The 25852-nt window shown below is 58.9% G+C and carries 21 protein-coding genes; 10 read left to right on the top strand and 11 right to left on the bottom strand.

The window, feature by feature from the left end; all coding sequences use genetic code 11:
* Position 1 precedes the first annotated feature (1 nt).
* A complete protein-coding gene (gene aat, locus ABIT76_01520; GenBank protein MEO7931815.1) occupies positions 2-568 on the top strand; it encodes a leucyl/phenylalanyl-tRNA--protein transferase in 567 nt (188 codons plus the stop codon).
* On the opposite strand, the gene ABIT76_01515 is transcribed toward aat, so the two are convergent.
* Entirely contained in the window at positions 546-1475 is a 930-nt protein-coding gene (locus tag ABIT76_01515; protein MEO7931814.1) for an MBL fold metallo-hydrolase, read from the bottom strand. The two genes, aat and ABIT76_01515, sit on opposite strands and share 23 nt — an antisense overlap.
* 132 nt (positions 1476-1607) lie before the next feature.
* Here ABIT76_01515 and ABIT76_01510 point away from each other — a divergent pair, with 132 nt between their 5' ends.
* From ABIT76_01510 to ABIT76_01495, 4 genes are all read left to right on the top strand, one after another.
* Positions 1608-2927, top strand: a complete 1320-nt coding sequence (locus ABIT76_01510; GenBank protein ID MEO7931813.1) for an efflux RND transporter periplasmic adaptor subunit — start codon at positions 1608-1610, stop codon at positions 2925-2927.
* A gap of 102 nt (positions 2928-3029) precedes the next feature.
* The gene (locus ABIT76_01505) at positions 3030-3668 is read left to right on the top strand and encodes an ABC transporter ATP-binding protein (protein ID MEO7931812.1); all 639 of its coding nucleotides are present in this window, start codon (positions 3030-3032) and stop codon (positions 3666-3668) included.
* Positions 3669-3795: 127 nt separating this feature from the next.
* On the top strand, positions 3796-5046 hold the full coding sequence (locus tag ABIT76_01500) for an ABC transporter permease (protein MEO7931811.1): 1251 nt from the start codon (positions 3796-3798) through the stop codon (positions 5044-5046).
* Between the two features lie 147 nt (positions 5047-5193).
* Positions 5194-6420 carry an ABC transporter permease gene (locus tag ABIT76_01495; protein ID MEO7931810.1) on the top strand — a complete coding sequence of 409 codons (1227 nt, stop codon included), beginning with the start codon at positions 5194-5196 and terminating at the stop codon, positions 6418-6420.
* A 93-nt stretch (positions 6421-6513) separates the two neighbouring features.
* Here ABIT76_01495 and ABIT76_01490 read toward each other — a convergent pair whose 3' ends face one another.
* Genes ABIT76_01490 through ABIT76_01465 form a run of 6 tightly spaced genes read right to left on the bottom strand, consistent with a single transcriptional unit; the run spans position 6514 to position 14446 of the window.
* Positions 6514-7704, bottom strand: a complete 1191-nt coding sequence (locus ABIT76_01490) for an NAD(P)/FAD-dependent oxidoreductase (GenBank protein MEO7931809.1) — start codon at positions 7702-7704, stop codon at positions 6514-6516.
* A gap of 1 nt (position 7705) precedes the next feature.
* Positions 7706-8797 (bottom strand): radical SAM family heme chaperone HemW, encoded by a 1092-nt coding sequence (gene hemW / locus ABIT76_01485; protein MEO7931808.1) that lies wholly within the window; start codon positions 8795-8797, stop codon positions 7706-7708.
* Positions 8794-9606 carry an MBL fold metallo-hydrolase gene (locus ABIT76_01480; GenBank protein MEO7931807.1) on the bottom strand — a complete coding sequence of 271 codons (813 nt, stop codon included), beginning with the start codon at positions 9604-9606 and terminating at the stop codon, positions 8794-8796. The genes hemW and ABIT76_01480 overlap by 4 nt, the downstream gene beginning before the upstream one ends.
* Before the next feature lie 42 nt (positions 9607-9648).
* Complete coding sequence (locus ABIT76_01475) at positions 9649-12075, bottom strand: response regulator (GenBank protein MEO7931806.1); 2427 nt, start codon at positions 12073-12075, stop codon at positions 9649-9651.
* Between the two features lies 1 nt (position 12076).
* On the bottom strand, positions 12077-12454 hold the full coding sequence (locus ABIT76_01470; GenBank protein ID MEO7931805.1) for a response regulator: 378 nt from the start codon (positions 12452-12454) through the stop codon (positions 12077-12079).
* An 18-nt stretch (positions 12455-12472) separates the two neighbouring features.
* Positions 12473-14446 (bottom strand): response regulator, encoded by a 1974-nt coding sequence (locus tag ABIT76_01465; protein ID MEO7931804.1) that lies wholly within the window; start codon positions 14444-14446, stop codon positions 12473-12475.
* Between the two features lie 79 nt (positions 14447-14525).
* Here ABIT76_01465 and ABIT76_01460 point away from each other — a divergent pair, with 79 nt between their 5' ends.
* Positions 14526-15128, top strand: a complete 603-nt coding sequence (locus ABIT76_01460) for a L,D-transpeptidase (protein MEO7931803.1) — start codon at positions 14526-14528, stop codon at positions 15126-15128.
* On the opposite strand, the gene ABIT76_01455 is transcribed toward ABIT76_01460, so the two are convergent.
* Genes ABIT76_01455 through sucC form a run of 3 tightly spaced genes read right to left on the bottom strand, consistent with a single transcriptional unit; the run spans position 15125 to position 18388 of the window.
* Positions 15125-16249, bottom strand: coding sequence for a citrate synthase (locus tag ABIT76_01455; GenBank protein MEO7931802.1), 1125 nt, complete (start codon positions 16247-16249; stop codon positions 15125-15127). The two genes, ABIT76_01460 and ABIT76_01455, sit on opposite strands and share 4 nt — an antisense overlap.
* 37 nt (positions 16250-16286) lie before the next feature.
* Positions 16287-17183, bottom strand: a complete 897-nt coding sequence (gene sucD / locus ABIT76_01450) for a succinate--CoA ligase subunit alpha (GenBank protein ID MEO7931801.1) — start codon at positions 17181-17183, stop codon at positions 16287-16289.
* Positions 17184-17191: 8 nt separating this feature from the next.
* Positions 17192-18388 (bottom strand): ADP-forming succinate--CoA ligase subunit beta, encoded by a 1197-nt coding sequence (gene sucC, locus ABIT76_01445; GenBank protein MEO7931800.1) that lies wholly within the window; start codon positions 18386-18388, stop codon positions 17192-17194.
* A gap of 136 nt (positions 18389-18524) precedes the next feature.
* Between sucC and ABIT76_01440 the strand changes: the two genes are divergently transcribed.
* Together ABIT76_01440 and ABIT76_01435 are read left to right on the top strand one after the other, a co-directional pair.
* A complete protein-coding gene (locus tag ABIT76_01440) occupies positions 18525-18905 on the top strand; it encodes a peptide chain release factor-like protein (protein MEO7931799.1) in 381 nt (126 codons plus the stop codon).
* Positions 18906-19027: 122 nt separating this feature from the next.
* Positions 19028-20785 (top strand): ABC transporter ATP-binding protein, encoded by a 1758-nt coding sequence (locus ABIT76_01435; GenBank protein MEO7931798.1) that lies wholly within the window; start codon positions 19028-19030, stop codon positions 20783-20785.
* 208 nt (positions 20786-20993) lie between these two features.
* Here ABIT76_01435 and hisF read toward each other — a convergent pair whose 3' ends face one another.
* Positions 20994-21755 (bottom strand): imidazole glycerol phosphate synthase subunit HisF, encoded by a 762-nt coding sequence (hisF, locus tag ABIT76_01430; protein ID MEO7931797.1) that lies wholly within the window; start codon positions 21753-21755, stop codon positions 20994-20996.
* 176 nt (positions 21756-21931) lie between these two features.
* Between hisF and ABIT76_01425 the strand changes: the two genes are divergently transcribed.
* Together ABIT76_01425 and ABIT76_01420 are read left to right on the top strand one after the other, a co-directional pair.
* Positions 21932-23230 carry a DUF4912 domain-containing protein gene (locus tag ABIT76_01425; protein MEO7931796.1) on the top strand — a complete coding sequence of 433 codons (1299 nt, stop codon included), beginning with the start codon at positions 21932-21934 and terminating at the stop codon, positions 23228-23230.
* 130 nt (positions 23231-23360) lie between these two features.
* The gene (locus ABIT76_01420; protein MEO7931795.1) at positions 23361-25850 is read left to right on the top strand and encodes an ATP-dependent Clp protease ATP-binding subunit; all 2490 of its coding nucleotides are present in this window, start codon (positions 23361-23363) and stop codon (positions 25848-25850) included.
* Positions 25851-25852: the final 2 nt, after the last annotated feature.

The raw sequence follows: 25852 nt of genomic DNA, 5'->3' as shown, positions 1-25852 counted from the left end.
CGTGATCTCCTCCGATCTCCTCCTGCAAGCCTACTCGCAGGGCGTTTTCCCGATGAGCATGGAAAACGGGGAGATCGGCTGGTTTTCGCCCGACCCGCGCGGAATCATTCCGCTGGACACATTTCACGTCCCGCATGGGCTGGCCCGGACGCTGAAAAAGCATCCGTTCACCATTCGCTTCGATCACGATTTCGAGACAGTGATGCGAGCCTGCGCCGAGCGCGAGGACACGTGGATCAGTGAGGAAATCATCGCGAGTTACGTCGCCTTGCACCGGTTGGGCCACGCGCATTCCGTCGAAGCCTGGAGCGAAAATGGCCTCGCCGGAGGACTTTATGGCGTCTGTCTGAGCGGGGCATTTTTCGGCGAATCGATGTTTCACACCGAGACCGATGCCTCGAAAGTGGCTCTCGTCGCCTTGGTCGATCACCTCCGCGAGCGGAGTTTCATGCTGCTCGACACGCAATGGATCACGCCGCATCTGGCGAAGTTTGGCGCTCTGGAAGTGTCGAAAAAAGCCTATCTCGCCCGGCTCCAGAGTGCGCTCAAACTCGACTGTAAATTTTAGCGGGCGACGACCATTTCAAGCTCGCTCCCTCGACAGCGGCTTCGACGATTAACCCGCTACCCTTCGCCACTTTCTGGCACGCCTTCGCCTTGGCCGCGACCTGCGCGTCGTCGTGCTCGGGGTTGTGATGAAACAAAAATAGCCGCTCGACGCCGGCCTCCATGGCGATGCGAGTCACCGTTTCCGCGTCGGCGTGGCCCCAGGCCATGTGATGCGGATATTCCTCGCTCGTGTAATGCGAGTCGATGATGAGCACCTTCGCGCCACGAATAAATTCCACGAGATCGGCATCATTCCGCTCCGACCGGGCCATCGTTTCGGCGCTGACCTCGACCCCGCGCCGCTGCTGAATTTTCCGAAGATGCACCTGCGGCTCGTTGTCGGGCAGATAGGCGATCGCGCCACCCGGAGTCTCGATCCGGTAGCCCGCGCAGACGCCGGGATGGTTTAACAATTTCGCTCGCACCGGGATGTCGCCCACATGGAAATCGAACTCCTTCAGCTCCTCGATGTCGATGTTCGCCGGGAGTCGGGTCATTTCGACGGGGAAATACGGGCTTTCCATTTGCGCGAGCAAGATCGAGGAAAACCGGGCTCGCGCTCCTTCGTAACCGCGAATATGGACTTTGTTTGCAGGCGAATAGACTGGCATGAAAAACGGAAACCCCTGGATGTGATCCCAGTGCGTGTGGGAAATGAGGAGCGTCAGATTCATCGGCACGCCCGCAAATTCCTTCGCCAGGCTCAGCCCGAGCGGGCGAATCCCCGTCCCGGCGTCGAGAATGATGATTTCCTTGCCGACCCGCACTTCGACGCACGAGGTGTTGCCGCCGATGCCGACGGTTTCCGGGCCGGGCGTGGGGATGGAGCCGCGCACTCCCCAGAATTTGAGTGAAGTGGAGATCATTTCCGAAGATTTGAAACAAATACCGCCGCGCGGCATCTAAAGGTGAAATGGATTCTGGACGCACGCATGGACACGGGAGAAGTTCCCTGTAAGAAAGCTGTTTCCGCGCCAGACATAAATAAAAATCGCTTCATGCCCGATTCCGCCCTAACTCCCCCCGCAGCCCCTCCGAAAAATCGCCGGCGCTGGCTCTGGATCACAGCAGTCATTCTCTTTTTAATCATCGGCGGCGTCCTATTTGGGCGCAAAAAAGAGAAAACCATCGAAGTCACCACCGAGAAAGTCGGCCGCCGCGATGTCACCCAAGTCGTTTCCGCCACGGGAAAGATCCAGCCGGCCCTCGAAGTCAAAATCTCCGCCGAGGTCGCAGGCGAGATCATTGAATTGCCCGTGATCGAGGGGCAGACGGTGAAAAAAGGCGACCTCATCGTCAAGATCAAGCCCGACGTTTACCAAGCCCAGGTCGAGCAGCAGGAGGCCGCGCTCGACTCCGCCCGCGCCGACAATCTCCAGCGCAAGGCCCAGCTCTTGAAGGCCGAGCAGGACCTGCGGCGGCAGAAGGCGCTCTTCGACAAAAAGATCGCCTCCGACAGTGAAATCGCCGACGCGCAGACCAATCGCGATGTCGCCGAGGCCAGTTACAACGCTTCCACCTTCAACATCAAACGCGCCGAGGGTCAGCTTTCGCAGATTCGCGAGGAACTCGTCAAAACCAGCATCTACGCGCCCACCGACGGGGCCATTTCGCTCCTCACCAGCAAGCTGGGCGAACGCGTCGTCGCCACCGCGCAGTTTGCGGGCACCGAAATCATGCGCGTCGCCAACCTCGACGACATGGAAGTCCGCGCCAACGTCAACGAGAACGACGTCGTCACCATTCACCTCGGCGACCCGGTGCGGATCAGCATCGACGCCTACCCCGACCGGACTTTCAGTGGAATCGTGAAGCACGTCGCCAGCTCGGCGACCGTCACCGCGGAGAAAACCACCGAGGAAGTCACCAATTTCGAGGTCAAAATCCAGATCATTGCCCCCGGCGTCGCGCTCCGGCCCGGCATGAGCGCCACCGCCGACATCCAGGTCGCCAGCGTGAAAAACGTCCTCACGGTCCCGATCCAAAGCGTCACCGTTCGCACCCGCGACGAGGGCAAAAGCATGACCGAGATCAACGAAAAACGCGACGCCGAGCAGAAGCAGGCCGGCAGTTCCACCACCGACACCGGGCGTTCCGACCGGGAGAAACTGCAGCGCGTCGTCTTCCTCAAGAACGGCGGGAAAGCCGTCATGAAAAAAGTCGTCACCGGCCTGAGCGACAACAGTTACATCGAAATCAAAGCCGGACTCACCGGCGGCGAGGAAATCATCAGCGGCAGCTACGGAGCGATCAGTCGCGAGCTCAAAGATGGCAGCTCTGTGACCATCGAGAAACCGAAGAAAGACGAATCCAAATAGATGAGCGCCACCACCCTTCCCACCACCACAGTCCATTCGCGCACCACCCGACCGCCGGGGCCGCTCGTTATCGACATCCGCGGGCTCACCCGCGAATACATCATGGGCGACACCACCATCAAGGCCCTGCGCGGGGTCAATCTACGCATTCATCGCAACGAATACCTCGCCATCATGGGCCCGTCGGGCTCCGGCAAATCGACTTTGATGAATATGCTCGGCTGCCTCGACACCCCCAGTGCGGGCCACTACGAGTTCTCTGGGAAAAACGTCGCCGCCATGACCGATGACGACCTCGCCACCATCCGCAACCGCGAGATCGGCTTCGTCTTCCAGACCTTCAACCTCCTCCCGCGCTCCACCAGCCTCGCCAACGTCGAGCTGCCCCTCGTCTATGCCGGCATCAGCCGCGAGGAACGCTCGAAGCGCGCCGCCGCCACCCTCACCTCGGTCGGATTGGGCGAGCGAATGCACCATAAACCGAACGAACTTTCCGGCGGGCAGCGTCAGCGCGTCGCCATTGCCCGCGCCCTCGTCAATAGCCCCTCGATCATCCTCGCCGACGAGCCCACGGGCAACCTCGACAGCAAGACCGGGGAGGAAATCATGGCGCTCTTCGAGACCCTTTACCAAGCTGGGAACACCATCATCGTCGTCACGCACGAGGAAGACATCGCCCAGCACGCCCGGCGCGTCGTGCGGCTACGCGACGGCCTCATCGAGAGCGACATCCCGATTTAACCCCGGGTTTGGGCACCTTTATCGGACTTATCCGCCCCCATGGGTCCTATTCAGATGCAACTCAAAAGCGAGATAAGTTCCCTCAAACCCTCCGTATATCTCCGTGCCTCCGTGTGACATTCTTATCATGCACCGTCTGATTTACGAACTGGGCGAAAGCCTGCGCATCGCCTGGACACAAATCCTCGCGAACCGCACCCGCTCCTCCCTCACCGCGCTCGGCGTCGTCATCGGCATCATCGCCGTCACCCTCATGGGCACTGCGATCAACGGGATCGATACCGGGTTCGACCGTTCGCTCTCCCTCCTCGGCGACGACGTGCTCTACGTCACAAAAACACCGTGGGGCCCGAGCGAGGACTTCGCCCTGTTTCGCAACCGCCGGAAGATCAGCACCGACTACGCGGCCCAGATCAACCGCATCATCGCCGACACGCCCAACACTCTGCTCGAACTCGCCGTTCCCGCGCCCGTCGTTTTCAAAACCGTCTCCCGTGGCGGACGCAAAGTGGACACGGTTTACACCCTCGGCACCACGAACGACTTCACCCGCACCTCCACGACCGAGTGCGAACGCGGACGTTTCATCACCGAGGCCGAGTCGCGCGGGGCGATCTCCGTTTGCGTGATCGGGCTCGACATCGCGACGTCGCTTTTCCCCTCGGAAAACCCCATCGGCGAGACCATCGAAGTGGGCAACCATCTGTTTCGCATCGTCGGCGTTTTCGCGAAGCAAGGCTCCTTCCTCGGGCTGTTTTCGTGGGACCAGCAGGTCGTGATCCCGGTCGGCGCGCTTAAGAAATACTTCGTGGCCGACGAGGACGCCGCCATTCGGGTGAAAGTGAAATCCAAGCTGCGGCTCCTGGAGGCGAAGGAGGAATTGACTGGCATCATGCGGCGCATTCGCGGGTTGTTGCCGGAGAAACGCGACGATTTTTCGCTCAACGAGCAGCAGGCGTTTCGCAGCACGATCGGCCCGATCAAGACCGGCATCGCCCTGGCGGGCATCTTCATTACCGGGCTGTCGCTCTTCGTCGGCGCAATCGGGATCATGAACATCACCTTTGTCAGCGTGAAGGAGCGGACGCGCGAAATCGGCACCCGCAAGGCGCTCGGCGCGCGCCGGAGTTCCATCCTGATGCAGTTTTTGATCGAGGCCGTGACCATTTGCCTGATCGGCGGTCTCATCGGGATCGTGCTCTCGGGCGCGGCGTTCATCGGGCTCTCGTCGGCCGTCCCGAGCTTCCCCGTGAGCTTCTCGTTTGGGCTGACTTTCATCGCCCTGCTGGTCTCAGTGCTCACGGGGATCGTCTCGGGTTTTGCGCCCGCGTGGTCGGCGTCGCGGTTGGACCCCATCGATGCGTTGAGGTATGAGTAAGAGCACAATCTTTTCCCCGGGAGCGCACGCGTCCCGCGTGTTCCAGCGGACGTCCCGTCCGATGGCGAGAACCGGCCCTTTCGCGGGACTCAAAAGGGAACACGCGAGACGCGTGCGCTCCCGAAGACTCTGCTCCGCGCCACTGCCATGAAACGCTCCGACATCTTTCGCATGGCGCTCAGTTCCCTCGGCGCGAACAAACTCCGCTCGGCGCTCACCATGCTCGGCATTACGATCGGCGTTTTCTCCGTGATTGGCGTGATGACCGCGATTTCCGCGCTCCAGGGCAGCATCGAGAGCGGCCTCAGTTTCCTCGGTTCGAACATTTTCCAATTCTCCCGCACGCCCGTCTTCCACGGGAACGACAATGAGAAATATCGCAACCGGCCCAACATCAGCTACGCGCAGGGCGTGCAGTTTGCGCGGCTGATGAGCGACAAGACGGACGTGGTCTGCCTGAAGATTTTCAAGGGGGGCGTCGCGGCGACTTACGGCGGGCGCAAGACGAATCCCAACCAGCAACTCGTGGGGACGAACGAGTATTTTCTCCAGGCGAACAGCCAGACAATCGGCGAGGGGCGGATGATCAGCGCCGGCGATGTGGACATGGCGCGCGCGGTGATCGTGATCGGCGGCGACCTGCGCGATAAATTGTTTCCCAACGAGACTCCGCTGGCCAAAACCCTGCGCATCAGCGGGAAGAATTATCAGGTCGTCGGCGTTTTCGAGACCAAAGGCTCCGGCTTCGGCGGCTCGAACGACAACACCTGCGCCATCCCGATCACGCGGTTCTTCGCGGACTTCGGCGAAAGCTCGCGGAGTCTGAACATTTCCGTCCAATCCCAAACCCAGGCGACCTACGACGCCACCCTCGGGCACGCCGTCGGGCTCATGCGCAAAGTCCGCGGCCTGCGCGTGGAAGACCCCGACAACTTCGATATTTATTCCAACGACTCGCTCACCGCCGCCTTCACGCAGGTCGCGGGTACCATTCGTATCGGGGCCTTTGTCATCAGCGGCATCGCCCTGATTGCAGCCGGAGTCGGCATCATGAACATCATGCTCGTCAGCGTGACCGAGCGAACCAAGGAAATCGGCGTCCGCAAGTCCCTCGGGGCGCGGCGAGGGGACATTCTCGGGCAATTTCTCCTCGAGAGCCTCTTCATTTCCGAACTGGGCGGCTTGGCTGGGATCATTCTCGGGGCGGTCGGCGGCAATGGACTCGCGCTGCTCCTGAAGGCGTCCGTCTTTTTTCCCTGGGGCTGGGCGATCGTGGGTTTGATCGTTTGCAGCGCCATCGGGATCGGCTTCGGAATGTATCCCGCGCACAAGGCCGCCGCCCTCGACCCGGTGGACGCGCTGCGGTTTGAGTAAATTTTCTGCGAAACGTGCTTCCCGCCGCCCGCCGCGCCGTGTAGAAAGCGCGAATGAAATCTTTCCTGCTCCTGCTCTGCTCAGTCGCCCTTTTTACGGCGTGTGAACGTCATTCTGCGGAGGAAACGGCACCATTGCACGAGGAACATGGGCATCCTGAAAAGGGTAGTCAGCAGGAAGCCCCGCACGAGGTGCCCCAGAAGGGCGGAAATCGCGGCGGCGAGACGGGTTACTAGGCGTTTTCACGACAGGAGCGGTCACTTTGGCAGTGAGGTGACTGAGAATCCGCTCAGCGGGGAGGTTTTCCAGAGCCCAGCTCGTGGCGACTGGGTGCAGCACGGCCCATTTCGCAAGCTGATTGACCCAGAGGCGACCGCGATAAAGCTCGGCGTGCTTTTTCCGGTAAACGTCGGGCTGCGTGATGTTTTGTCCGGCCAGTTCGCCACTCGCGAGGGCGTAATAAATTCCCTCGCCGGTGAAAGGCTCCACCACGCGGGCGGCGTCGCCGACGAGAAATAGGGAGCCCTTCGCAGCAGGGAGCGGGCGGCGGCTGAGTGGAGTCAGGCTGCGCCAGTGCAAGTTCGACGGGAGCTTCCAGAGTTTCGTGGCCCGCTGCTTGAGCGCCTCGATGTTTTCGCCACGGGCGACTAGGCAGAGATTCCAAAGGTTGTCCCCGATGCTCGCGCCGCCGCTGTAACCCTCGGGGTGGAGTTGCATGCGAACCGAGTTGAATTGATGCGACGCGAGCGGCACGTGCGTCTGGATGCCGACGCGGTCTTTTTGCTGCGCGGGCATCATCCCGAGGAGCCGGGCCACGGTCGAGTTGCGTCCGTCTGCGGCGACGAGCGTCTTTGCGGTGAAATGCCGGCCGCCCGCCTCGATCTGCCAGTTCCCCTGGACGGAAGTCACCGCTGTGTTTTCCAGAAACGCCGCACCGGCAGCACGCGCCATTTGAATCAAAGTCAGGTCCAGCTCGCGTCGCCGAATGCCGATCTCGCCCGCCTCGCCGCCATGCAGCGGGAAATCGAAAACGCGGTCGTTGATCGTAGCAATCTGCACCTTTTTCAGAGGCGAATGGGGCAGGGAACGAATGCGTTCGTCGATGCCGAGGCGCTGTAACACTTTCCAGGCGGCGGGATTCAGGCAGTCGCCGCAGACCTTGTCGCGGGGAAATTTTTCACGATCAATCACGAGGACTCTCATGCCCTGGCGCGCGCAGACGGTGGCGCAAACCGAGCCCGCCGGTCCCGCTCCCACGATGATGACGTCGAATTGAAAAGCCATGTTAGATAAGCAGCTCGGCCACGCTGTCGGCGACGAGCCGGCCTTGTTTGGTTAGGAAGACGCGATCTTCCATTTGAGTTAGAAACCCATCTGCGGTTAGGCGCGCGATCTGCGGCAGGGGAAGTCCTAACATCGAAACGCCGCGATTCGTGCGCAACCCGAATGCGACTAGCTCGCTGTGACGAATCTCGGGCGTGACGGATTCATGGAAAGACTTCGCCTCTCCGCAGCTTTCGATGAGCTGGCAGTAAGCCGTGGTGTCGGGGAGATTTTTCCAGCGCGCACTGCCGACCGTGGAGAACGCACTGGGGCCCAGCCCGAGATAATCGTATCCTAACCAATAGGCCAGATTATGCTCACACTCGAATCCAGGGCGCGCGTAGTTCGAGGTCTCGTACTGAACGTAGCCAGCGGCTTCTAACATCGCGATGCTTCCCTCGTAGAGATCAGCGTCGGCGTTCTCATCCTGCTGCAACTCGCCACTTTGAAAGCGGCGAAAAAACTCCGTGTCCTCTTCGTAGGTTAGACAGTAGGCGGAGATGTGATTCGGTTCTAACTCGATTGTCTTTTTTAAGTTGTCGAACCAGACTTCCTGGCTTTGTCCGGGAGTGCCAAAGATGAGGTCGAGGTTGATGTTAGAAAAACCCGCCTCGCGCAAGATGTGATACGAGCGCAAGGCTTGTTCCGCCGAATGGACGCGGCCCAATGCTTTCAAAGTCGCCTCGTCCCAGGCCTGCACGCCCATGCTCACGCGATTGACTCCCAGCTCCCGCAGCCGCGCCGCTTTCTCGAGGGAAACCGTGGCTGGATTCATCTCCAGAGTCCATTCGTGGAGATGCGTGATATCTAGCCGCTCGCGGAGACCTTCCAACAAATAGCTGAGTTGCGGTGTGCTCAGCGCCGTGGGAGTGCCGCCGCCGAAAAAGATTGTCTCAGGTTGAAGCTGGTGTGTCTTCTGAGCGGCATTTAACTCGGATAGAACCGCGTCTAGGAAACGCTGCGTCTTGTTGCGATCCGAGGCCTCCTTGTAGAAGGAACAATACGGACAAACCTTCGGGCAAAACGGGATGTGCACATAGAGATGGCGGATCATCGCGGCGCGTAGAAGGGATTGTGATTCAACTCGAACTCGACTGTGGTGAGCGGGCCGTGACCGGGGCAAATGATGGTTTCTGGGGGAAGAGTGAGAATCTTTTCGCGATTGTTAGTCAGCGCCAATTCCCAGGCGGTTGATCCGCCCATGGAGCCGGCGAAAAGGGAATCCCCGACGATGGCGATGGGTTTCTCCAAACCAGAAACGACAAATGTCGTGCCGCCCGGGGAGTGTCCATGGGTTAGCAAAGTGCCAATACGCAGCGAGCCGCATTCGAATGTCGCTCCCTCGGAAAAAGGGGCTGCATCTTCCAGTGGTTCGCGAATGTTAGTAAAGACGGGAGCGCCAGTCTTTTCCACAACGCGGTCCAGGTCGAAGACGTGATCGCCGTGCGTGTGGGTTAGTAAAATAGAGCGGACTTTGAGTCCATTGGACACGATGGTGTGGAGGAGTTCCGTGGCGTCGGAACCGGTGTCGAAGACGATGGCATCGCGTGTGGCCGGATCCCAGACGAGATAGGAATTCACCGTGTAATCCTCGTAGGGCGTGTTGAAAACGGCGAGCCCATCGGGCAGACTAACATCGGGCTGGTAGTTTCCCTCCGCGAGCTGGATGAGTGCACTCAAACTCAAATGCAACACGGGTGCGATGGCTTGCAGGACGGCTGGATCGACGTGGCCGGACTTGAGATTTTTGAGTTCTGCGAGAGCGATTCCGGATTGTTCCGCGAGCTGACTGTCGGCCAGGCCGAGGCCGCGCTGGGCCTTGGCGATGACATCGGTGTAGGCGTCTTCCAGTGAAATCTGCATGGCGGCCCCTAATTAAGCGGGCTCGGCTGGTTTCGCAAGGCTTCAGCCAGCGGCGGCGACCTTTTGCAGGACGGCTTCGAGGTCGTGCAGACGATACGGTTTGGGCAGCACGCCCTGGAACCCATATTCGGCGGGATGGCTCATGACGGGTCCATTCGAGTAGCCGCTGGAAACGATGGCGCGTACCTTCGAGCCACTCTCGCGCAGACGACGCATAGCCTCGGCCCCTCCCATGCCGCCGGGGACGGTGAGGTCGGTGATGATGAGGTCGAATGGAGTACCGCTTTGTTGCGCCTGATGATAGACGGCGAGCGCCTCGGCCCCGTCGCTGGTGGTGACGACTTCGTAGTCGAGGAGCTTGAGCAAGTCGGCGCAAACTTCGCGAATGGAAGCCTCGTCATCCATCACGAGCACGCGTTGCAGACGCTGGCCGGAGAGAGGTTCGGCAGGCTGCCCAGGAGTGGAAATGTGTTCCGATGGTTCAGGGGCCGAAGCCACTTCCACCGCAGGCAGGAGCAGGTGAACTTTTGTGCCGTAACCGGGCGTGGACTCGACATCGATCAAGCCGCCGTGGCGATGAATAATGGAATAGGTCGCGGCCAGACCGAGTCCGCGCGCCTGGTTTCTCGTGGTGAAAAATGGATCGTAAATGCGCGGCAGATGTTCTGCCGGAATGCCCACTCCCATGTCGGAAATGGAGATGGAAACGTAGGCCCCGCCAGGCAAGGTTAGATCGCTGTCTTCCTCGATCATGATGTTCTCCGCGGAGAGGAAAATCGTGCCGCCCTCGGGCATGGCTTGCGCGGCATTCATCACGACATTCGAGACGGCTTGGGTGAACTGGCCGGGGTCGGCCTCCACTTTCCAGAGGTCGTCGGGCAGCTCAAAATCGCAATCGACCCGCGAGCCGCGAACGACGAATTCAGTGGTCTCGCGAAGCAGCGCGGCAGGCTCGACTACTTTCTTCAGCGGCGCGCCGCCCTCGGCGAAGGTTAGGAGATATTGCGCGAGATCGCGGGCTCGCAGCGCGCCTTCCTCGGCTTCGTCGAGGCGATGCATGATGTCGGGCGAGGGATCGACGCCGTGACGCAGCAGGGAGAGATTGCCGATGACGGCGGTGAGCATGTTATTAAAGTCGTGGGCGAGTCCGCCAGCTAGTACGCCGATGGATTCCAGCTTGCTGGAGCGCAGGACTTCCTCGGCGATTTTTTCTTTTTCCGTGACGTCGCGAATGACGACGACCGTGCCTTTGATGCCGCCATCGTGGCCCTGGATCGGAGCGGCGTGGGCGGCCATGATCCGCTCCCCGAGCGGCGTGATCATTGTGTGGCCGGACGGTGTGTCCACGACGGCGCGAAGTTGCAATGCCTCGCGTGCAATGTCTGCCGCGGGCTGATTGTTAGTTCGGTCAAAAATCGGGAAGACGTCGGCGAAAAACTGCCCGCGCGCAGTGTTGGCGGAGCGGCCTGTGAGGACTGTCGCGCCATTGTTAAAGAGAACGATGCGGCCTTCCGCATCGGTGGTGACGACGGCGTCGACCAGCGATTGCAGCGTGACGCTGAGAAGTTCTTTTTCGGAGTCCAATTCGCGCAAGCTGGCTTGCTCGTGATCGCGCAGGCGTTTCTTTTCCATGCAGGCACCGAGGCGCGCACGGAGTAAGATCGCATTCACAGGCTTGGGCAGATAGTCATCCGCGCCTAACTCGACGCAGCGCGCGACGCGATCCACGTCGGACAGAGCGGAAAGCATGAGGACGGGCAAATGGCGCAGGGTCTCGTCCTGCTTGAGAGTTTGCAAGACCTCGATGCCGCCGATTCCGGGCATCATGATGTCTAACAAAATGATGTCGAACTTCTCCTTCCGCAAAGCCTCCAGAGCGGCATGTCCGCTGGCGACTCCTAGCGAACTGTAGCCCTCACGCAACAAGCGGCGGCAGAGAATCTCACGGTTGAGATTTTCGTCATCAACGATGAGAACGCGGCCCACGCTTTCCGGGCTGGCGCTAGTGGTCTGGCGTGGCGTGCCTGCGGTCCAGTCGCGCGCGGCCTCGATCCGGATAACAATGCGACTCGCCCGTGCCTTGACGAAGAACATGGCGGCGGCAGTGCGGATTTTTTCGATGTCCTCGTTATAGCTGGAAAGATGCGCCTCGGGCGGTTCGGCGAGAATGAGGTCGGCGAAACCTAACACGCGGCTGATCGGAGAGCGCACCGCATCGACGAGCGGCCAGTATTCCTGGTCGTCGTTGTTAGTTAGCGAAATGAGGCGGGTGTCGGCGAGGAGCGAAGTGAGTTCGATGCCTGCCGAGCAGACGGTGGCGAGGCCATCGAGCAGATCGTGGCGGCCTTCCTCCTGCGCGATCTCCTGAAGCATTTCACTGAAACCGATGATCTGATTCAGCGGTGTGCGCAGATCGTGCAACTCATGTTGCAAATCGGGTCGTGTCGGCAGATCGAGTTGGGCGGTCATGTTAGGAGGCGGCGATTCCTTGCAGGAGCTTGTCTATCTTTCCAGTTAGGCGGGTAAAATCAACCGGCTTGGTGTCGTAGTCGTCACAACCCGCGTCCAGGGCGCGGTCGCGTTCGCCGGCCATGGCGTGGGCGGTCAATGCTAGTACCGGGATATGTTTTGCCGCAGGCAGGCTCTTGATCTGGCGGGTGGCCTCCCAGCCATTAAGGACGGGCAGGCTCATGTCCATAATGATGAGGTCGGGAGTCTGCTCGACGGCCAGGGCGACTCCCTCGCCGCCATCGACGGCGATGAGGACTTCAAATCCCCGGCGCTGCAGACGGCGCTGGAGCATGTCTCGGTTCATTTCGTTGTCTTCTACTAACAATAGCTTGGGCATGAGAGAATAATGTTAGGTTCAGGCGGCGGCGACCATTGGATTGGAAGTCGCCCGCAAAATATGTGAGCGGATTTCGGCAAGCAAATCGTCGCGGCCATAGAGGCCTTTTTGCATGACGCGCGCGACATGGCCCTCGAGGCGGGTGCGGTCTTGCGAGGTGATGTCCTTTGCCGTCATCACCACGATGGGGACGTTGGTTAGCTTGGGGATTTTGCGGACGGCAGCGGCAAATTCAAAGCCATCCATCTCGGGCATCATGAGATCGAGCAGGATCATGGTCGGCACCACGCCCGTGAGTCGCTCGAGACCTTCCAGGCCGTTGCGAGCTTCGATGACGGTGTAGTGGTCTTTTTCTAACATGTCGCGCACCAGCTCGCGCGAGGTGTCATCATCCTCGACGACTAACACCGTTCCGGGGTTGTTCTGATCGCAAAACTTGCGCAGCACACCCACGAAATCCACGCGCTCGATGGGCTTGAGCATGTAATCGTCCACGCCCAGAGTGTAGCCCATCGCCTTGTCGTCCACCATGGTGAGCATGACGACCGGGATGTTAGATAAAACCGGGTCGCTTTTCAGCCGCGAAAGAACGGACCATCCGTCCATCGTCGGCATCATCACGTCGAGAACAATGACCGACGGTTGCAGGCGCCGGGCCAGGTCGAGTCCGTCCGCGCCGTTTTGCGTGCAGATGGTGCGGAAGCCTTCCTTGTGCAGGAAGCGTTTCACCAGATCGTGAATGGTGAGATCGTCGTCGATCAGCAGCACGAGCGGCTGCTCGGAGTTTTCCATTTCCGGCTCAATCTGGAATGACGTGATGGAGGCCGGCTGCTGATCCTCGGCGGAAAAAATCGCGGGCAGCTTGATCATGAAAGTCGAGCCGAGTTTCAGTGTGCTCGTGACGGTCGCCTCGCCGCCGATTAAGCGGCAGAACTCGCGGGTAATGGTGAGCCCCAGCCCGGTGCCGCCAAATTTCCGGGTCGTGGACGAATCAGCCTGGGTGAATGCCTCAAAAATTCGCGACGCTTGTTCATTGGTCATGCCGATGCCGGTGTCGCGCACCTGGAGAATGATCCAGTCTTTGTCTGAGTCTGACTGCCGGCGGGCCGAGAGAGTGACGAGGCCGTTTTCGGTGAATTTGCCCGCATTGCCGAGCAGATTGAAAAGCGACTGGCGGACCTTGGTCAGGTCGGTCTGCATTTTTCCCAAGCCGGGCGCGGTTTCGATGACGAGACGGTTGCCTTTTTTCTCAATGATCGGGGTGACCGTGCTGCCGACGTCTTGGAGCATTTCGGCGATGTCGAATTCCTCCACGTGGACTTCCATTTTGCCAGCCTCGATCTTGGCAATGTCGAGCACGCCATTAATGAGATCGAGCAGGTGCTTGCCGGCTTTCTCGATTTTTTTCAGATCGTCGCAGAAACTTTTCTCGCCCATGTCCTCGGCTTCCTCGTGGAGCAATTCGCTGTAGCCGATAATGGCGTTGAGCGGTGTGCGCAGCTCGTGGCTCATGTTTGCGAGAAACTGGCTTTTCGACCGGCTGGCTTCCTCGGCGGCTTCCTTGGCGCGGCGCAACTGCTCCTCGGCGTGCTTGCGATTCGAGATGTCCTCGACCGTGCCCTCGTAGTAGGAAACATCGCCATTTTCGTCGCGAATCACGCGCACATTCTCGGAAATCCAAATCACACTCCCATCTTTGCGATGAATCGGAGACTCGAAGCCCCAGACCGCGTCCTGCTCATTCATCAATTGGAGAAACTCATTGCGCCGGGTGGGTTCGACGTAAAGCTGGCGGGCAATCTCCCGCACTCCGCTGCACAATTCGGCGACCGAAGAATATCCGTAAATCGATGCCAGAGCGGGGTTTGCGAGCAAATAATGGCCATCGGGAGTGGTCTGGAAAATTCCTTCGATTGCATGTTCCACGATGCTGCGATAGGTAGCATCCGTCGGGCCTGCCGGCTGTAATGTTATGTTTTTGTCAGATGTCATGGCTTTTGCGCTCATTCTTGAGAAGCAGAATGATTGCCAACCAAGCTCACTTTCTCATTTATCTTAGAAAATTAAGTTGATGCGCCACTCTGTTGTTAGATTTTTAGCAATCTGCTCACTGATCTGCTGGCTTTCCGGCTGCGCCCATCGCGACCGCGATCACAGGGTTCTGGTCAGTGTGCCCGACCAGAGAATGCGTGTCTTCGAGCATGGCCGGCTGATTGCGGAATACCCCGTTTCCACCTCGAAATTTGGCCTCGGGGATCGCCAAGGTAGCAATGCAACTCCGCTGGGAAAATTGCAGATTAAGAAGAAAATAGGTGACGGCGCACCACTCGGGGCCGTCTTCAAAAGCCGCCGTCCCACCGGCGAAATCCTCCGTCCCAACACGCCGGGGCGCGATCCGATTGTAACTCGAATCTTGTGGCTGGATGGGATGGAACGTTGCAATGCGCATTCGTTTGCCCGCACGATTTACATTCACGGCACTCCAGAGGAATGGCGCATTGGAACCCCGGCGAGCTACGGCTGCATTCGCATGAGATCAGCGGACGTCATGCGACTCTACGATGTCGTCGGTCTCGGAGCCGAGATCGACATCGTGAACCAGCCGTTGCCGGTTTTAGAGTCGAGTCACAACGAAATGGTGACGGTGACGACGACGGTGCAAATGGGCGGCTAGCGTTCCGCGATCGGGAGGACTTTGCGACCAACTGCGGGCCCGACGTATTCGCTGAGCGGACGGAACAGGCGGTTGTCGGCGAGTTGCTCGAGAATGTGCGCGGTCCATCCGGCCATGCGCGAGATGGCAAAGATCGGTGTGAACAAGTCGGTTGGAATACCGAGGCTGTAATAAACCGTCGCGGAGTAGAAATCGACGTTGGCGTTGAGCCCCTTTTGCTCCTTCATGAGCGCGGCGATGCGTTCGCTCATCTGAATCCATTTCGGCTCGCCGAGTTCGTTGGAAAGCTTGATTCCCATGGCCTTCAAATGCGGCGCGCGCGGGTCGAGCACTTTGTAAACGCGATGTCCGATGCCCATGATTTTTCTTTTCTGAGCGAGCGCGTCGGCAATGTAGGCATCGACTTTGTCGAGTTCGCCGATCTCCTGGAGCATGTGGATGACGCCTTCGTTGGCACCGCCGTGCAGCGGGCCTTTTAACGCGCCGATCGCCGCGCTCACTGCGGAATAAATATCCGACATGGTGGAGGCGACAACGCGTGCCGCGAAAGTGGAGGCATTGAAGCCGTGTTCAGCGTGGAGAACGTAGGCGACATCGAGGGTCGCCGTGGCGTCGGCGGTTGGTTCCTCGCCGGTCATCAGCCAGAGAAAATGCCCGGCCTCGCTCAGATCCTTGCGAATCGGTGGCAGAGCCAAACCTTGGCGTGCCCGATGGAAATAGGCCGCGATGATCCCGATCTGGGCGACCAGTTTGATGGCGTGTTCGAGGTTGTCGCTTACCGTCAGATCATACCGACCCGTGGGATAACAACCCAGCATGCTGACAGCCGTCCGCATGATGTCGATCGGCGCAGCGGTCTTGGGTGCCGACGTTAGAAAATCAATGATGCCTTGTGGCAGTTCGCGTTCGGCCCGGAGCGCGGTGATTTTTTTCTCCAGTTGCGTCTGGTTTGGAAGATATCCGTGCAAGAGAAGATAGAAAACCTCCTCGAAGCAGACCTTCCCCGCGAGTTCGTTGATGTCGTAACCTTGATAAATCAACTGCCCGATGTCCCCGCGCACGTCTCCGATGCGGGTTTCTGCGGCGACGATTCCTTCGAGTCCTCTGGAGATGATTGGCATGGGTTATTAAGAGTTGAGTTTGGTTGAAATGTAAATGTTAGCGCTTCCAGTGTTTCAGCAGCGTGTCGGCCATTCCGGCAGGCGTCGGGGAAACGGCGATGCCAGCGGCTTCGAGAGCGGCAATTTTGGCGGCGGCGGTGCCTTTGCCTCCGCTGACGATGGCCCCGGCGTGACCCATCCGGCGTCCGGGAGGCGCGGTGGCTCCGGCAATGAAGCCCGCGATCGGCTTCTTGCAATACTGACCCGCCCATTCAGCGGCTTCTTCCTCAGCGGTGCCACCGATTTCGCCGATCATGATGATCGCCTCGGTCTCGGGGTCGTCGTTGAACATTTTCAGAATGTCCAAATGGCTCGTGCCATTGACCGGATCGCCGCCGATACCAACGCAAGTCGATTGGCCATAACCGCGCGTGGTGAGTTGGAAAACAGCCTCGTAAGTGAGCGTGCCCGAGCGCGAAACGACACCGACGTTGCCCTTTTTATGAATGTAACCGGGTGCGATGCCGATGCGGCAGCCGCCATGGGAATTCTCCCCCGTGCCAGGCGTGACGATGCCGGGGCAATTCGGGCCGATCAGACGGGTTTTGCTGCCTTTCATGGCGTGTTTCACCTTCACCATGTCATTCACCGGAATGCCTTCCGTGATGCAAATCACGAGATCGAGACCGGCATCGACGCCTTCCAAAATGGCGTCGGCAGCGAACGGTGGCGGAACAAAAATCGCCGAAACAGTGGCTCCGGTTTCTCTCACCGCTTGCGAGACCGTGTCGAAAATTGGCACGACATTGGCAAACAACTGGCCGCCTTTTCCAGGCGTAACCCCGGCGACAACCTGGCTGCCGTAGTCGAGCGAAAGCTGGGCATGGCGCGCGCCAAAGCTGCCAGTGATGCCTTGGATGAGAATCTTAGTAGTGGGCGTGACAAGAATGGACATGGGAGAAATTAGGCGGCTTTTTTAGCGTCGCTGACGGCTGCGACGATCTTCTGGGCGGCGTCGAGAATGTTGTCGCCTCCGATAACTTTCAGATCGCTGGAAGCCAGCGTGGCTTTGCCAGCGGCGACGTTGTTGCCTTCGAGCCGGACGACGAGGGGAATGCTCAAACCCGTCTCCGCAGCCGCGGCCAAAATCCCGTGGGCGATGATGTCGCAATCCATGATGCCGCCAAAAATATTCACGAGAATGCCTTCGACTTTGGGGTCGGCCAGGATGATTCGGAAGGCTGCTGCGACTTGCTCCTTGGTCGCGCCGCCGCCGACGTCGAGGAAGTTCGCGGGGTTGCCGCCGGCGTATTGAATAATGTCCATCGTCGCCATGGCGAGCCCGGCTCCGTTGACCAGACAGGCGATGTTTCCGTCGAGACCGATGTAATTCAATTGGAACTCCGATGCGGCGACTTCGCGCGGGTCTTCCTCGGTCTTGTCGCGCATCGCGAGGATGTCGGGATGGCGATAGAGAGCGTTGTCGTCGAAGCCAAATTTCGCATCGAGCGCGAGCAATTCGCCCCTGTCCGTGACGACCAGCGGGTTGACTTCCACCATCGAGCAATCGCACTCGATGAAGAGCTTGTAGAGATTGCCAAAAAGCTTCACCGCCTGATTCATCAGCTTGCCGTCGAGACCCAGGATTTGTGCCAGCTTGCGACTTTGATACGACTGCAACCCAAGTGTGGGGTGGACGGGTTCGTGGTGAATTTTCTCCGGCGTGTGCTCGGCCACGTCCTCGATATTCACGCCGCCTTCGGTGCTCGCGATGATCGTGTAACCGCTCGTCGCGCGGTCCTGCAAAATGGCGAAATACAACTCGCGCTGGATGTTTACCGCGGCGCCGACAAAGACTTTGCTCACTTCCTTGCCTTCGGGTCCGGTCTGATGCGTCACCAGCACTTGGCCGAGCATTTTTCCGGCGAGCTCCCCGGCTTCCACGGGAGTTGCACACAAATGGACGCCGCCCTTGAAGCCGTTTTTGAAAACGCCCTTGCCGCGTCCTCCAGCGTGAATCTGCGATTTGACGACGATCTTGCCACCCAGTTTTGCGGCGATCTGTTCGGCTTCCGCTGGAGTCGAGGCGACGCTGCCGGGTTGTGTGGCGACATTAAATTTCGCAAAAAGTTCGCGGGCTTGGTACTCGTGGATGTTCATGAAAAGAGGCGGGTCTGCGGAGGAAATTTTGACACTAGAAATCGGAAAGGGGAGCGTCAACCGCCAATTCGGAAAAATGCCGACGCGCCAAAGAAAAACTTCGCTCTAACGTTGAGCAGACTTCAACCTAACTCCGATGGACACCGAATTTGCCGCCGCCCTCCGCAAGCTCGGGCTGCGCATCGAGGACGTTGAGGAAACCTTCAAACGTTCCTCGGGGCCGGGCGGGCAGAACGTCAACAAAGTCAGCACGTCCGTCACGCTGGTCCATCGTCCCAGTGGACTGCAAGTGAGCGTGCAGGATCATCGTTCGCAACTCTCGAATCGGCAGCTCGCTCGCGAACGCCTCATTGCCACAATCAAAGAACAGCGGGCCGCCAGCCGGGCTGCATTGAAATCGGAGCGGGAAAAAGTGAAACGCGCCAACCGCCCGAAGCCGCGCGGACTGAAGGAGCGCATCCTCCAGCAGAAGAAACGCCGCGGCGACACGAAGAAAATGCGCGGACGAGTCGAGTGAAACTGCGCTCGCATTTCCGCGATACGAGTTTCATTCCAATCACGGAATCCCTCCTCCGCTGCGGGAGTGAATTAGTTAGATATTCATGGAGGTCCACATTTCCGGTGCTATTCATCAGTGCCATGCGCAGACGCCACTCCCGCGACGACACCTTTCGGATTCTGCGACGGTTTTTTAGTTATCTCGTGCCCTATCGCGGGCGGTTTTTGGTCGTTCTGCTGCTTTTATTGACCGTCGCCGCGCTCGAACTCGTCCGTCCGTATCTGGTCGGAGCCGTCATCGACCGGGTCACGCGCACGCAGCCCTGGAGCGGAATCCTCTGGCTCCTCGCCGGCTTCTCAGCGGCGGTGGTTTTCAAAGTCTTCGCCACGCTCGCCCGCAATTATCTTCTGCAAAAAACCGGGATGCGCGTGACCTGCGACATGCGGATCAACATTTTCGCGCACCTCCAGAAGCTCTCCCTGCGTTTCTACGATGAGCGGCAAACGGGGAAAATCGTCACCCGCGTTGCCAACGACACCGGGGCCATGTTTAGCCTCGTCTCAGGCGCGTCGGTCAACCTCATCGGCGACCTCGTTACCGTCAGCGGCGTCCTTGTGGTGCTCGCCTGCACGCATTGGAAACTGGCGCTCGTCACCTACTGCGTGCTGCCGTTGTTCTTGATGAACTTCTTCTGGCATCGCCGCCGTTTGCGGGTCGAGGCACGCCGCCACCGGCGCAACTGGGACAAAGTAATCGGGTTTCTCAACGAGCGCATCGCCTCGTCTCGGCTCGTGCGCGCCTTCGCCACGGAGGAAATCGAGATGAACCAATTCAACCTCCGCATCGAAAAGGACCTCGTTAATTTCACCCGCCTCCTCTGGCGCAACGGACTGCTTGGCGGCGGCGCGGAACTCGTCACCGGCCTCGGGACTTTGGTCGTGCTCGGCTACGGCTCGTGGCTGGCCTGGCATCACATCGACGGATTCACCGTGGGCCAGCTCGTCGCCTTTAATTTCTATCTCGCCCTCCTCTACACGCCGATCACCCGGATCGTGGACGCGAATTCCGTGATTCAGACCGCCGTCGTCGCGCTGGAACAAATCTTCAATGTCATGGACACGCAGCCTGCCGTGCCGGAAAACGACCTGCTGCCCGCGCTGCCGACGGTGCGCGGCGAGGTGACTTTTGATCACGTTTCATTTGGCTACAAGTCGCATCAGGACACGTTACGCGATGTCCATTTCGCCGTGGCTCCGGGGAAAATGCTGGCGCTGGTCGGCCCGAGCGGCGCGGGAAAAAGCACCATCATCACCCTGCTCGCACGGTTTTACGAGGCGACCGAGGGCCGGATATTGATCGACGGACGGGACATCCGCGACTTCAACGTCCAGTCGCTCCGCCGCCAGATCGGGATCGTCATGCAGGAAAACATCCTTTTTTCCGGCTCCATCCGCGAAAACATCAAATACGGCAAACCCGACGCCACCGACGAGGAAATGATCGAGGCTGCCCGGGCGGCGAACGCGCACGACTTCATCGAGAAATTTGCCAACAGCTACAACTCCGAGATCGGCGAACGGGGCGTCACCCTTTCCGGCGGGCAGCGTCAGCGCATCGCCATCGCCCGGGTGATCTTAAAAAACCCGCGCATCCTCATTCTCGACGAGGCGACGTCGGCACTCGACAGCGTCTCCGAGCGGCTCATTCAGGAAGCGCTCGAACGTCTCATGAGCAGCCGCACGACGCTGGTCATCGCGCACCGGCTGAGCACCATCGTGAAGGCGAATGAAATTCTCGTGATGGACGCTGGCCGCGTGGTCGAGCAAGGAACGCACGCCACCTTGATGGCGCAAAACGGTCTTTACGCCACGCTCCACAGCCTGCAATTCGCCGAGTAGTTTCCCCAACTCAATAGGGGCCCTGATTCCGCTCTAGTTTTTCGACGGTGGCTGGACCTGTCCGGGAAGCGTCTTCTTTTTGGGCTTCTTCACTTCCTTGCGATGACTGTTATTTCCTTTTGCCATAATTCCTCCGGGTTGTTGAAGTCGAATCTAACTCAAATCAAAAATCCCGTCACCTGAATCTTAGCGCTTCTAGTATTAAGGCCTACTCCAGTCGCACCGGCACGCCTTGGGCGCGGAGGTAGCGTTTCACGTCTCCGACGGTGAATTCTCCAAAATGGAAAATGCTCGCTGCGAGCACGGCGTCGGCTTTTCCTTCGTCGAGCACGCGGGCCAGATGCTCCAGTTTTCCCGCACCGCCGCTGGCGATCACGGGAATGCCGATACGCTCGCTCACGGCTGCGGTCAGCGCGAGATCGTAGCCGTCCTTTGTGCCGTCGGCGTCCATGCTCGTGAGTAGAATCTCACCCGCGCCGCGTTTTTCGGCCTCGATTGCCCAGGCAATCGCATCCAGCTCCGTCGGCTTGCGCCCGCCATGCGTGTAAACCGTCCAGCCGCCGCGGTCGTTTTTCCGAGCGTCGATGGCGACGACGACACATTGCGACCCAAAACCTTCCGCCGCCGCGCTAATCAGACCCGGATTCGCAATCGCCGCCGTGTTCATGCTCACCTTGTCCGCTCCGGCCAGGAGCATCGCGCGGACATCGGCCACCGTGCGAATCCCTCCTCCAACGGTTAGCGGCATGAAACATTGATCCGCCGTGCGTTCGACGACATCGATCATGGTATTGCGATTGTCGGACGAAGCCGTGATGTCCAGAAAAACAAGCTCGTCCGCACCCTGATTATTATAGGCGAGGGCGCATTCGACCGGGTCGCCTGCATCGCGCAATTCCAGAAACTGCGTGCCCTTCACCACCCGTCCATTGGTCACATCAAGACAGGGAATAACGCGTTTGGTAAACATGAGTGAAATGAAAGTCGGATGGGTTTTGGCTGCGGAAAGCACACACTGACGGTGCTTTGCGGAACATACTCAAGAAATTTTCATTGCCATAAATGCCTAAAGTTTGTAATTCTGCCAGCGTTTTGCCGGACAGGGCTGGCCAAACGCAGTTGTAAAAAAATCAAACGAAGGAATCCATGGGAAACGATCCAAAAACATCCAGGCTAGACGAAGCTGAAACCAGCGAGCAGCCTTTCAAAATCAGCACCGAACCAACCATCGCCAGTCGGGTCGTCACTCCCGCGGCCGTGGAAGCCATCCCGGAGATTCCCATTGAGGAGCCGGCCCTGGCCACCAGTTCCGCCAGCGCCGCAGGCTACGAAAACCTCGGCGAATTGCCCGCTTCCTATCAGACGGGCCAGATTTATCTCGCCGCCCGCGATCCGCACTGGCTTTTCGTTTATTGGGATCTCGATCTGGAAAGTTTCGACCGCAGTCTGATGGTCGAGGACGAGGCGACTTTTTATCTGAAGGTTTACACGGAAAAGGGCGAGTTGACCGATCAAATCCGCGTCAACACGCAGGCGAAAAATTGGTATTTCCCGATCAACGACGCCGGCGTGCCCTATTACGTCGAGTTGGGTTTCAATGATGTTCGCTCGAAATGGTCCGTCGTCGGCACGTCGAATATCGCCCTCGCGCCCGCCGATACATTCACCGAAGGCCAGGCGGAATTTGCCTCAGTGCCCTTCCATTTGAGTTTCAATCGAATGCTGGAAATGGTTCAGAACGACATGGAAGCCGGCAGTTCGCTGGTGAGATCGCTGGCCCGGTTGCAGGGCGATGCGACGAAAAACCTCCAACAAATCGCCAGCGACTGGACGGACGAGCAGCGCAATCTGCTCGAGACCCTGGTTGGTTCGGACCTCGTTTCCCAGATCAGCCTCGGCTCGGCGGACATCGACCAGATTTTCCGCAAACGTCTCGCCGAGGCGCTTTCGGAATCGCTCAGCTCGCCGAGTTCCAGCGAAATGTCGTTCCTGCAAAACCTCGTCGGCTCGACCTGGCACGAGAGCAGTCTTTTCAGTGGAATCGGAGCAAGCTGGTCCGGTGAATCGAGTTGGGTCACCGCCGTCGGCGGCGAATCCAGCTGGTCGGGAGCCTTGGGTTCGAGCTGGAGCGCGCAGCCGTTTGGCGGCGAGAGCCGGGACTTTTTCATGCACGTGAATGCCGAGGTCATTTTCTACGGCGGCACGCATCCTGATGCGACCGTCTGGATCGATGGCAAGGAAATCGCCCTCGCGAAGGACGGCAGCTTCCGCTACCACTTCCGGCTGCCCGATGGGGAATTTGAAATTCCAATCGTCGCCGAGTCACCCGATGGCGTGGAGATTCGTTCGGCCAAACTGCTTTTCAAGCGCGGCACCACCCGTTCAGGTGAGGTCGGTTCGACCAGCCAGCCCGTACATCTGGAAGCCCCGATGGGCGCCCGTTGATTGTTGTTTAGTAGGCGCGGGAAACGCCGGGTAGCCTCGTGCCTTTGTTGTCAGTAAGTTGCAGTCTTCTGCCAACGCTGATATAAGTTATTAGTTGCCGGAATAACCCGGCTTCCAGAACCCAAAAATGATGAATAATTTCACTCCTCGTGCTCAACAGGTCCTGGCTCTAGCCCGCAAAGAAGCGGATCGTTTCAACCACAATTACGTGGGCACTGAGCATCTCTTGCTCGGCTTGATCAAACTCGGCCAAGGCGTCGCGGTCAACGTATTGCAAAAAATGGGACTCGACCTCGAAACCGTCCGGATGGAAGTCGAAAAACAGGTCGGCTCCGGTCCTGAGACCAAGATGGTCGGGAATATTCCCTACACGCCGCGGGTGAAAAAAGTCCTCGCGCTCGCCGGCAAGGAAGCGAAGACGCTGAACCACAGCTACGTCGGCACGGAACACATTTTACTGGGACTCCTCCGTGAAGGCGAAGGCGTCGCGGCCCGCGTTTTGAAGACGCTGGAAATCGACATCGAGCGCACTCGCGGCGAGATCATGAAGGAACTCGACCCGAACTACACACCACCCGAAGGCGAGTCGGACATTCCTCAAGAGCCGTCCGGCGGTGGTTCCGGCAAGCAGAAAGATGTGAAAACGCCTGCGCTGCGCGCGTTTGGACGTGACCTGACTGAGATCGCCAAGAAAGGCGAGTTGGACCCGGTCATCGGACGCAAAAACGAGATTGAGCGCGTCATTCAAATTCTCTGCCGCCGCACCAAGAACAACCCCGTCTTGCTCGGCGAGGCTGGCGTTGGCAAAACGGCGATCGCTGAAGGTTTGGCGCAGGAAATCGCGAGCGGCAACGTTCCCGAACTGCTGCGCGACAAGAAAGTGATCACACTCGACTTGGCCCTCATGGTCGCCGGGACGAAATATCGCGGCCAGTTTGAGGAGCGCATCAAAGCCGTCATGGACGAGATCCGCCGGACGAAGAACGTTCTCCTTTTTATCGACGAGTTGCACACAATTGTGGGCGCTGGTTCCGCCGAGGGCGCTATGGATGCGTCGAACATCATCAAGCCCGCGCTGAGCCGGGGCGAGTTGCAGTGCATTGGCGCGACTACGCTGACCGAGTACCGCAAATACATCGAGAAAGACGCCGCTCTGGAACGCCGTTTCCAGACCGTGAAAGTCGAGGCCCCGAGCGTCGAGGAAACCATCGAGATTTTGAAGGGGCTCCGTCCAAAATACGAGGCGCACCACAAGGCCAAGCTCACCGACGCCGCGCTCGAATTTGCCGCGAAGCTCTCGGATCGTTATCTGACGAATCGTTTTCTGCCAGACAAGGCGATCGACGTGATGGATGAAGCCGGTGCCCGCGCCCGGATTAATTCCATGACGCGCCCGCCGAATGTGAAGGACATCGAAGCCGAGATCGAGTCGATCAAGGCCGACAAGGAAGGCGCGATCAAGGCCCAGGATTTTGAAAAAGCCGCCGCCCTGCGCGACACCGAAAAACAGGCCAAGGAGAAGCTCGAATCCATTCTGACTCAATGGCGCGAACAGCGCGAGGAGAAGGAGGTGCTCGTGACCGAAGACGACATGATGCACATCGTTTCCAAGTGGACCGGCGTGCCGCTGAATCGGATGGAGCAAAAGGAAATGACCAAGCTCCTGACCATGGAGACGGAGTTGAAAAACAGCGTCATCGGCCAGAACGAGGCGGTCATCGCGGTGAGCAAGGCCTTGCGCCGCAGCCGCGCGGACTTGAAAGATCCGCGCCGCCCGATTGGGTCCTTCATTTTCCTCGGCCCCACGGGCGTGGGTAAAACCTTCCTGGCGAGGACTTTAGCTGAATTCATGTTCGGCGATCAGGATGCCATCATCCAGATCGACATGTCCGAATACATGGAGAAATTCACCGCCTCACGCCTGATCGGTTCGCCTCCGGGCTACGTCGGATACGAGGAGGGCGGCCAGCTTTCCGAGGCCGTGCGCCGTCGTCCTTACAGCGTCGTGCTGTTCGATGAAGTGGAAAAAGCGCACCCTGATGTGATGAATCTCATGCTCCAGATTTTGGAGGAGGGAAAAATCACCGATTCGCTCGGACGCAAAATCGACTTCAGAAATACGATCATCATTATGACCTCGAACGTCGGAGCCGAGACGATCAAACGCCAGACCACGATGGGCTTCGGTGCGCCACGCAATGAGCACAACTACGATCTAATGCGCGAGAAAATCCTCGAAGAAGCGAAACGCGTCTTCAAACCGGAGTTCATCAACCGTCTGGACGACTTGATTGTTTTCCATACATTGGAAAAAGCCGACCTCGCCCAGATCGTCGATCTCGAAGTCGCGAAGACCGTTAAGCGTCTCAAATACAAGGAAATCCATATCACCCTTGATCCGTCTGCTGTCGAATTTCTCATCGAAAAAGGATACGACCCAGCCTACGGCGCGCGTCCGATGCGGCGTGCAGTCGAGCGTTACTTGGAAGACCCGCTGGCGGAGGAATTGCTCAAGGGCACGGTGAAAACCGGCGACACCTTGATTGCCAAAAAAGGCCCGCGCGACATCGAGTTCGTGGTTCAGGAACCCGAACCGCCGCAGCCTGCGACCGCAGTCTGATT

It is taken from the genome of Chthoniobacterales bacterium, assembly GCA_039930045.1.
GTDB lineage: Bacteria > Verrucomicrobiota > Verrucomicrobiia > Chthoniobacterales > DASVRZ01 > DASVRZ01.
This window is presented reverse-complemented; position numbering and strand designations above follow the sequence as displayed.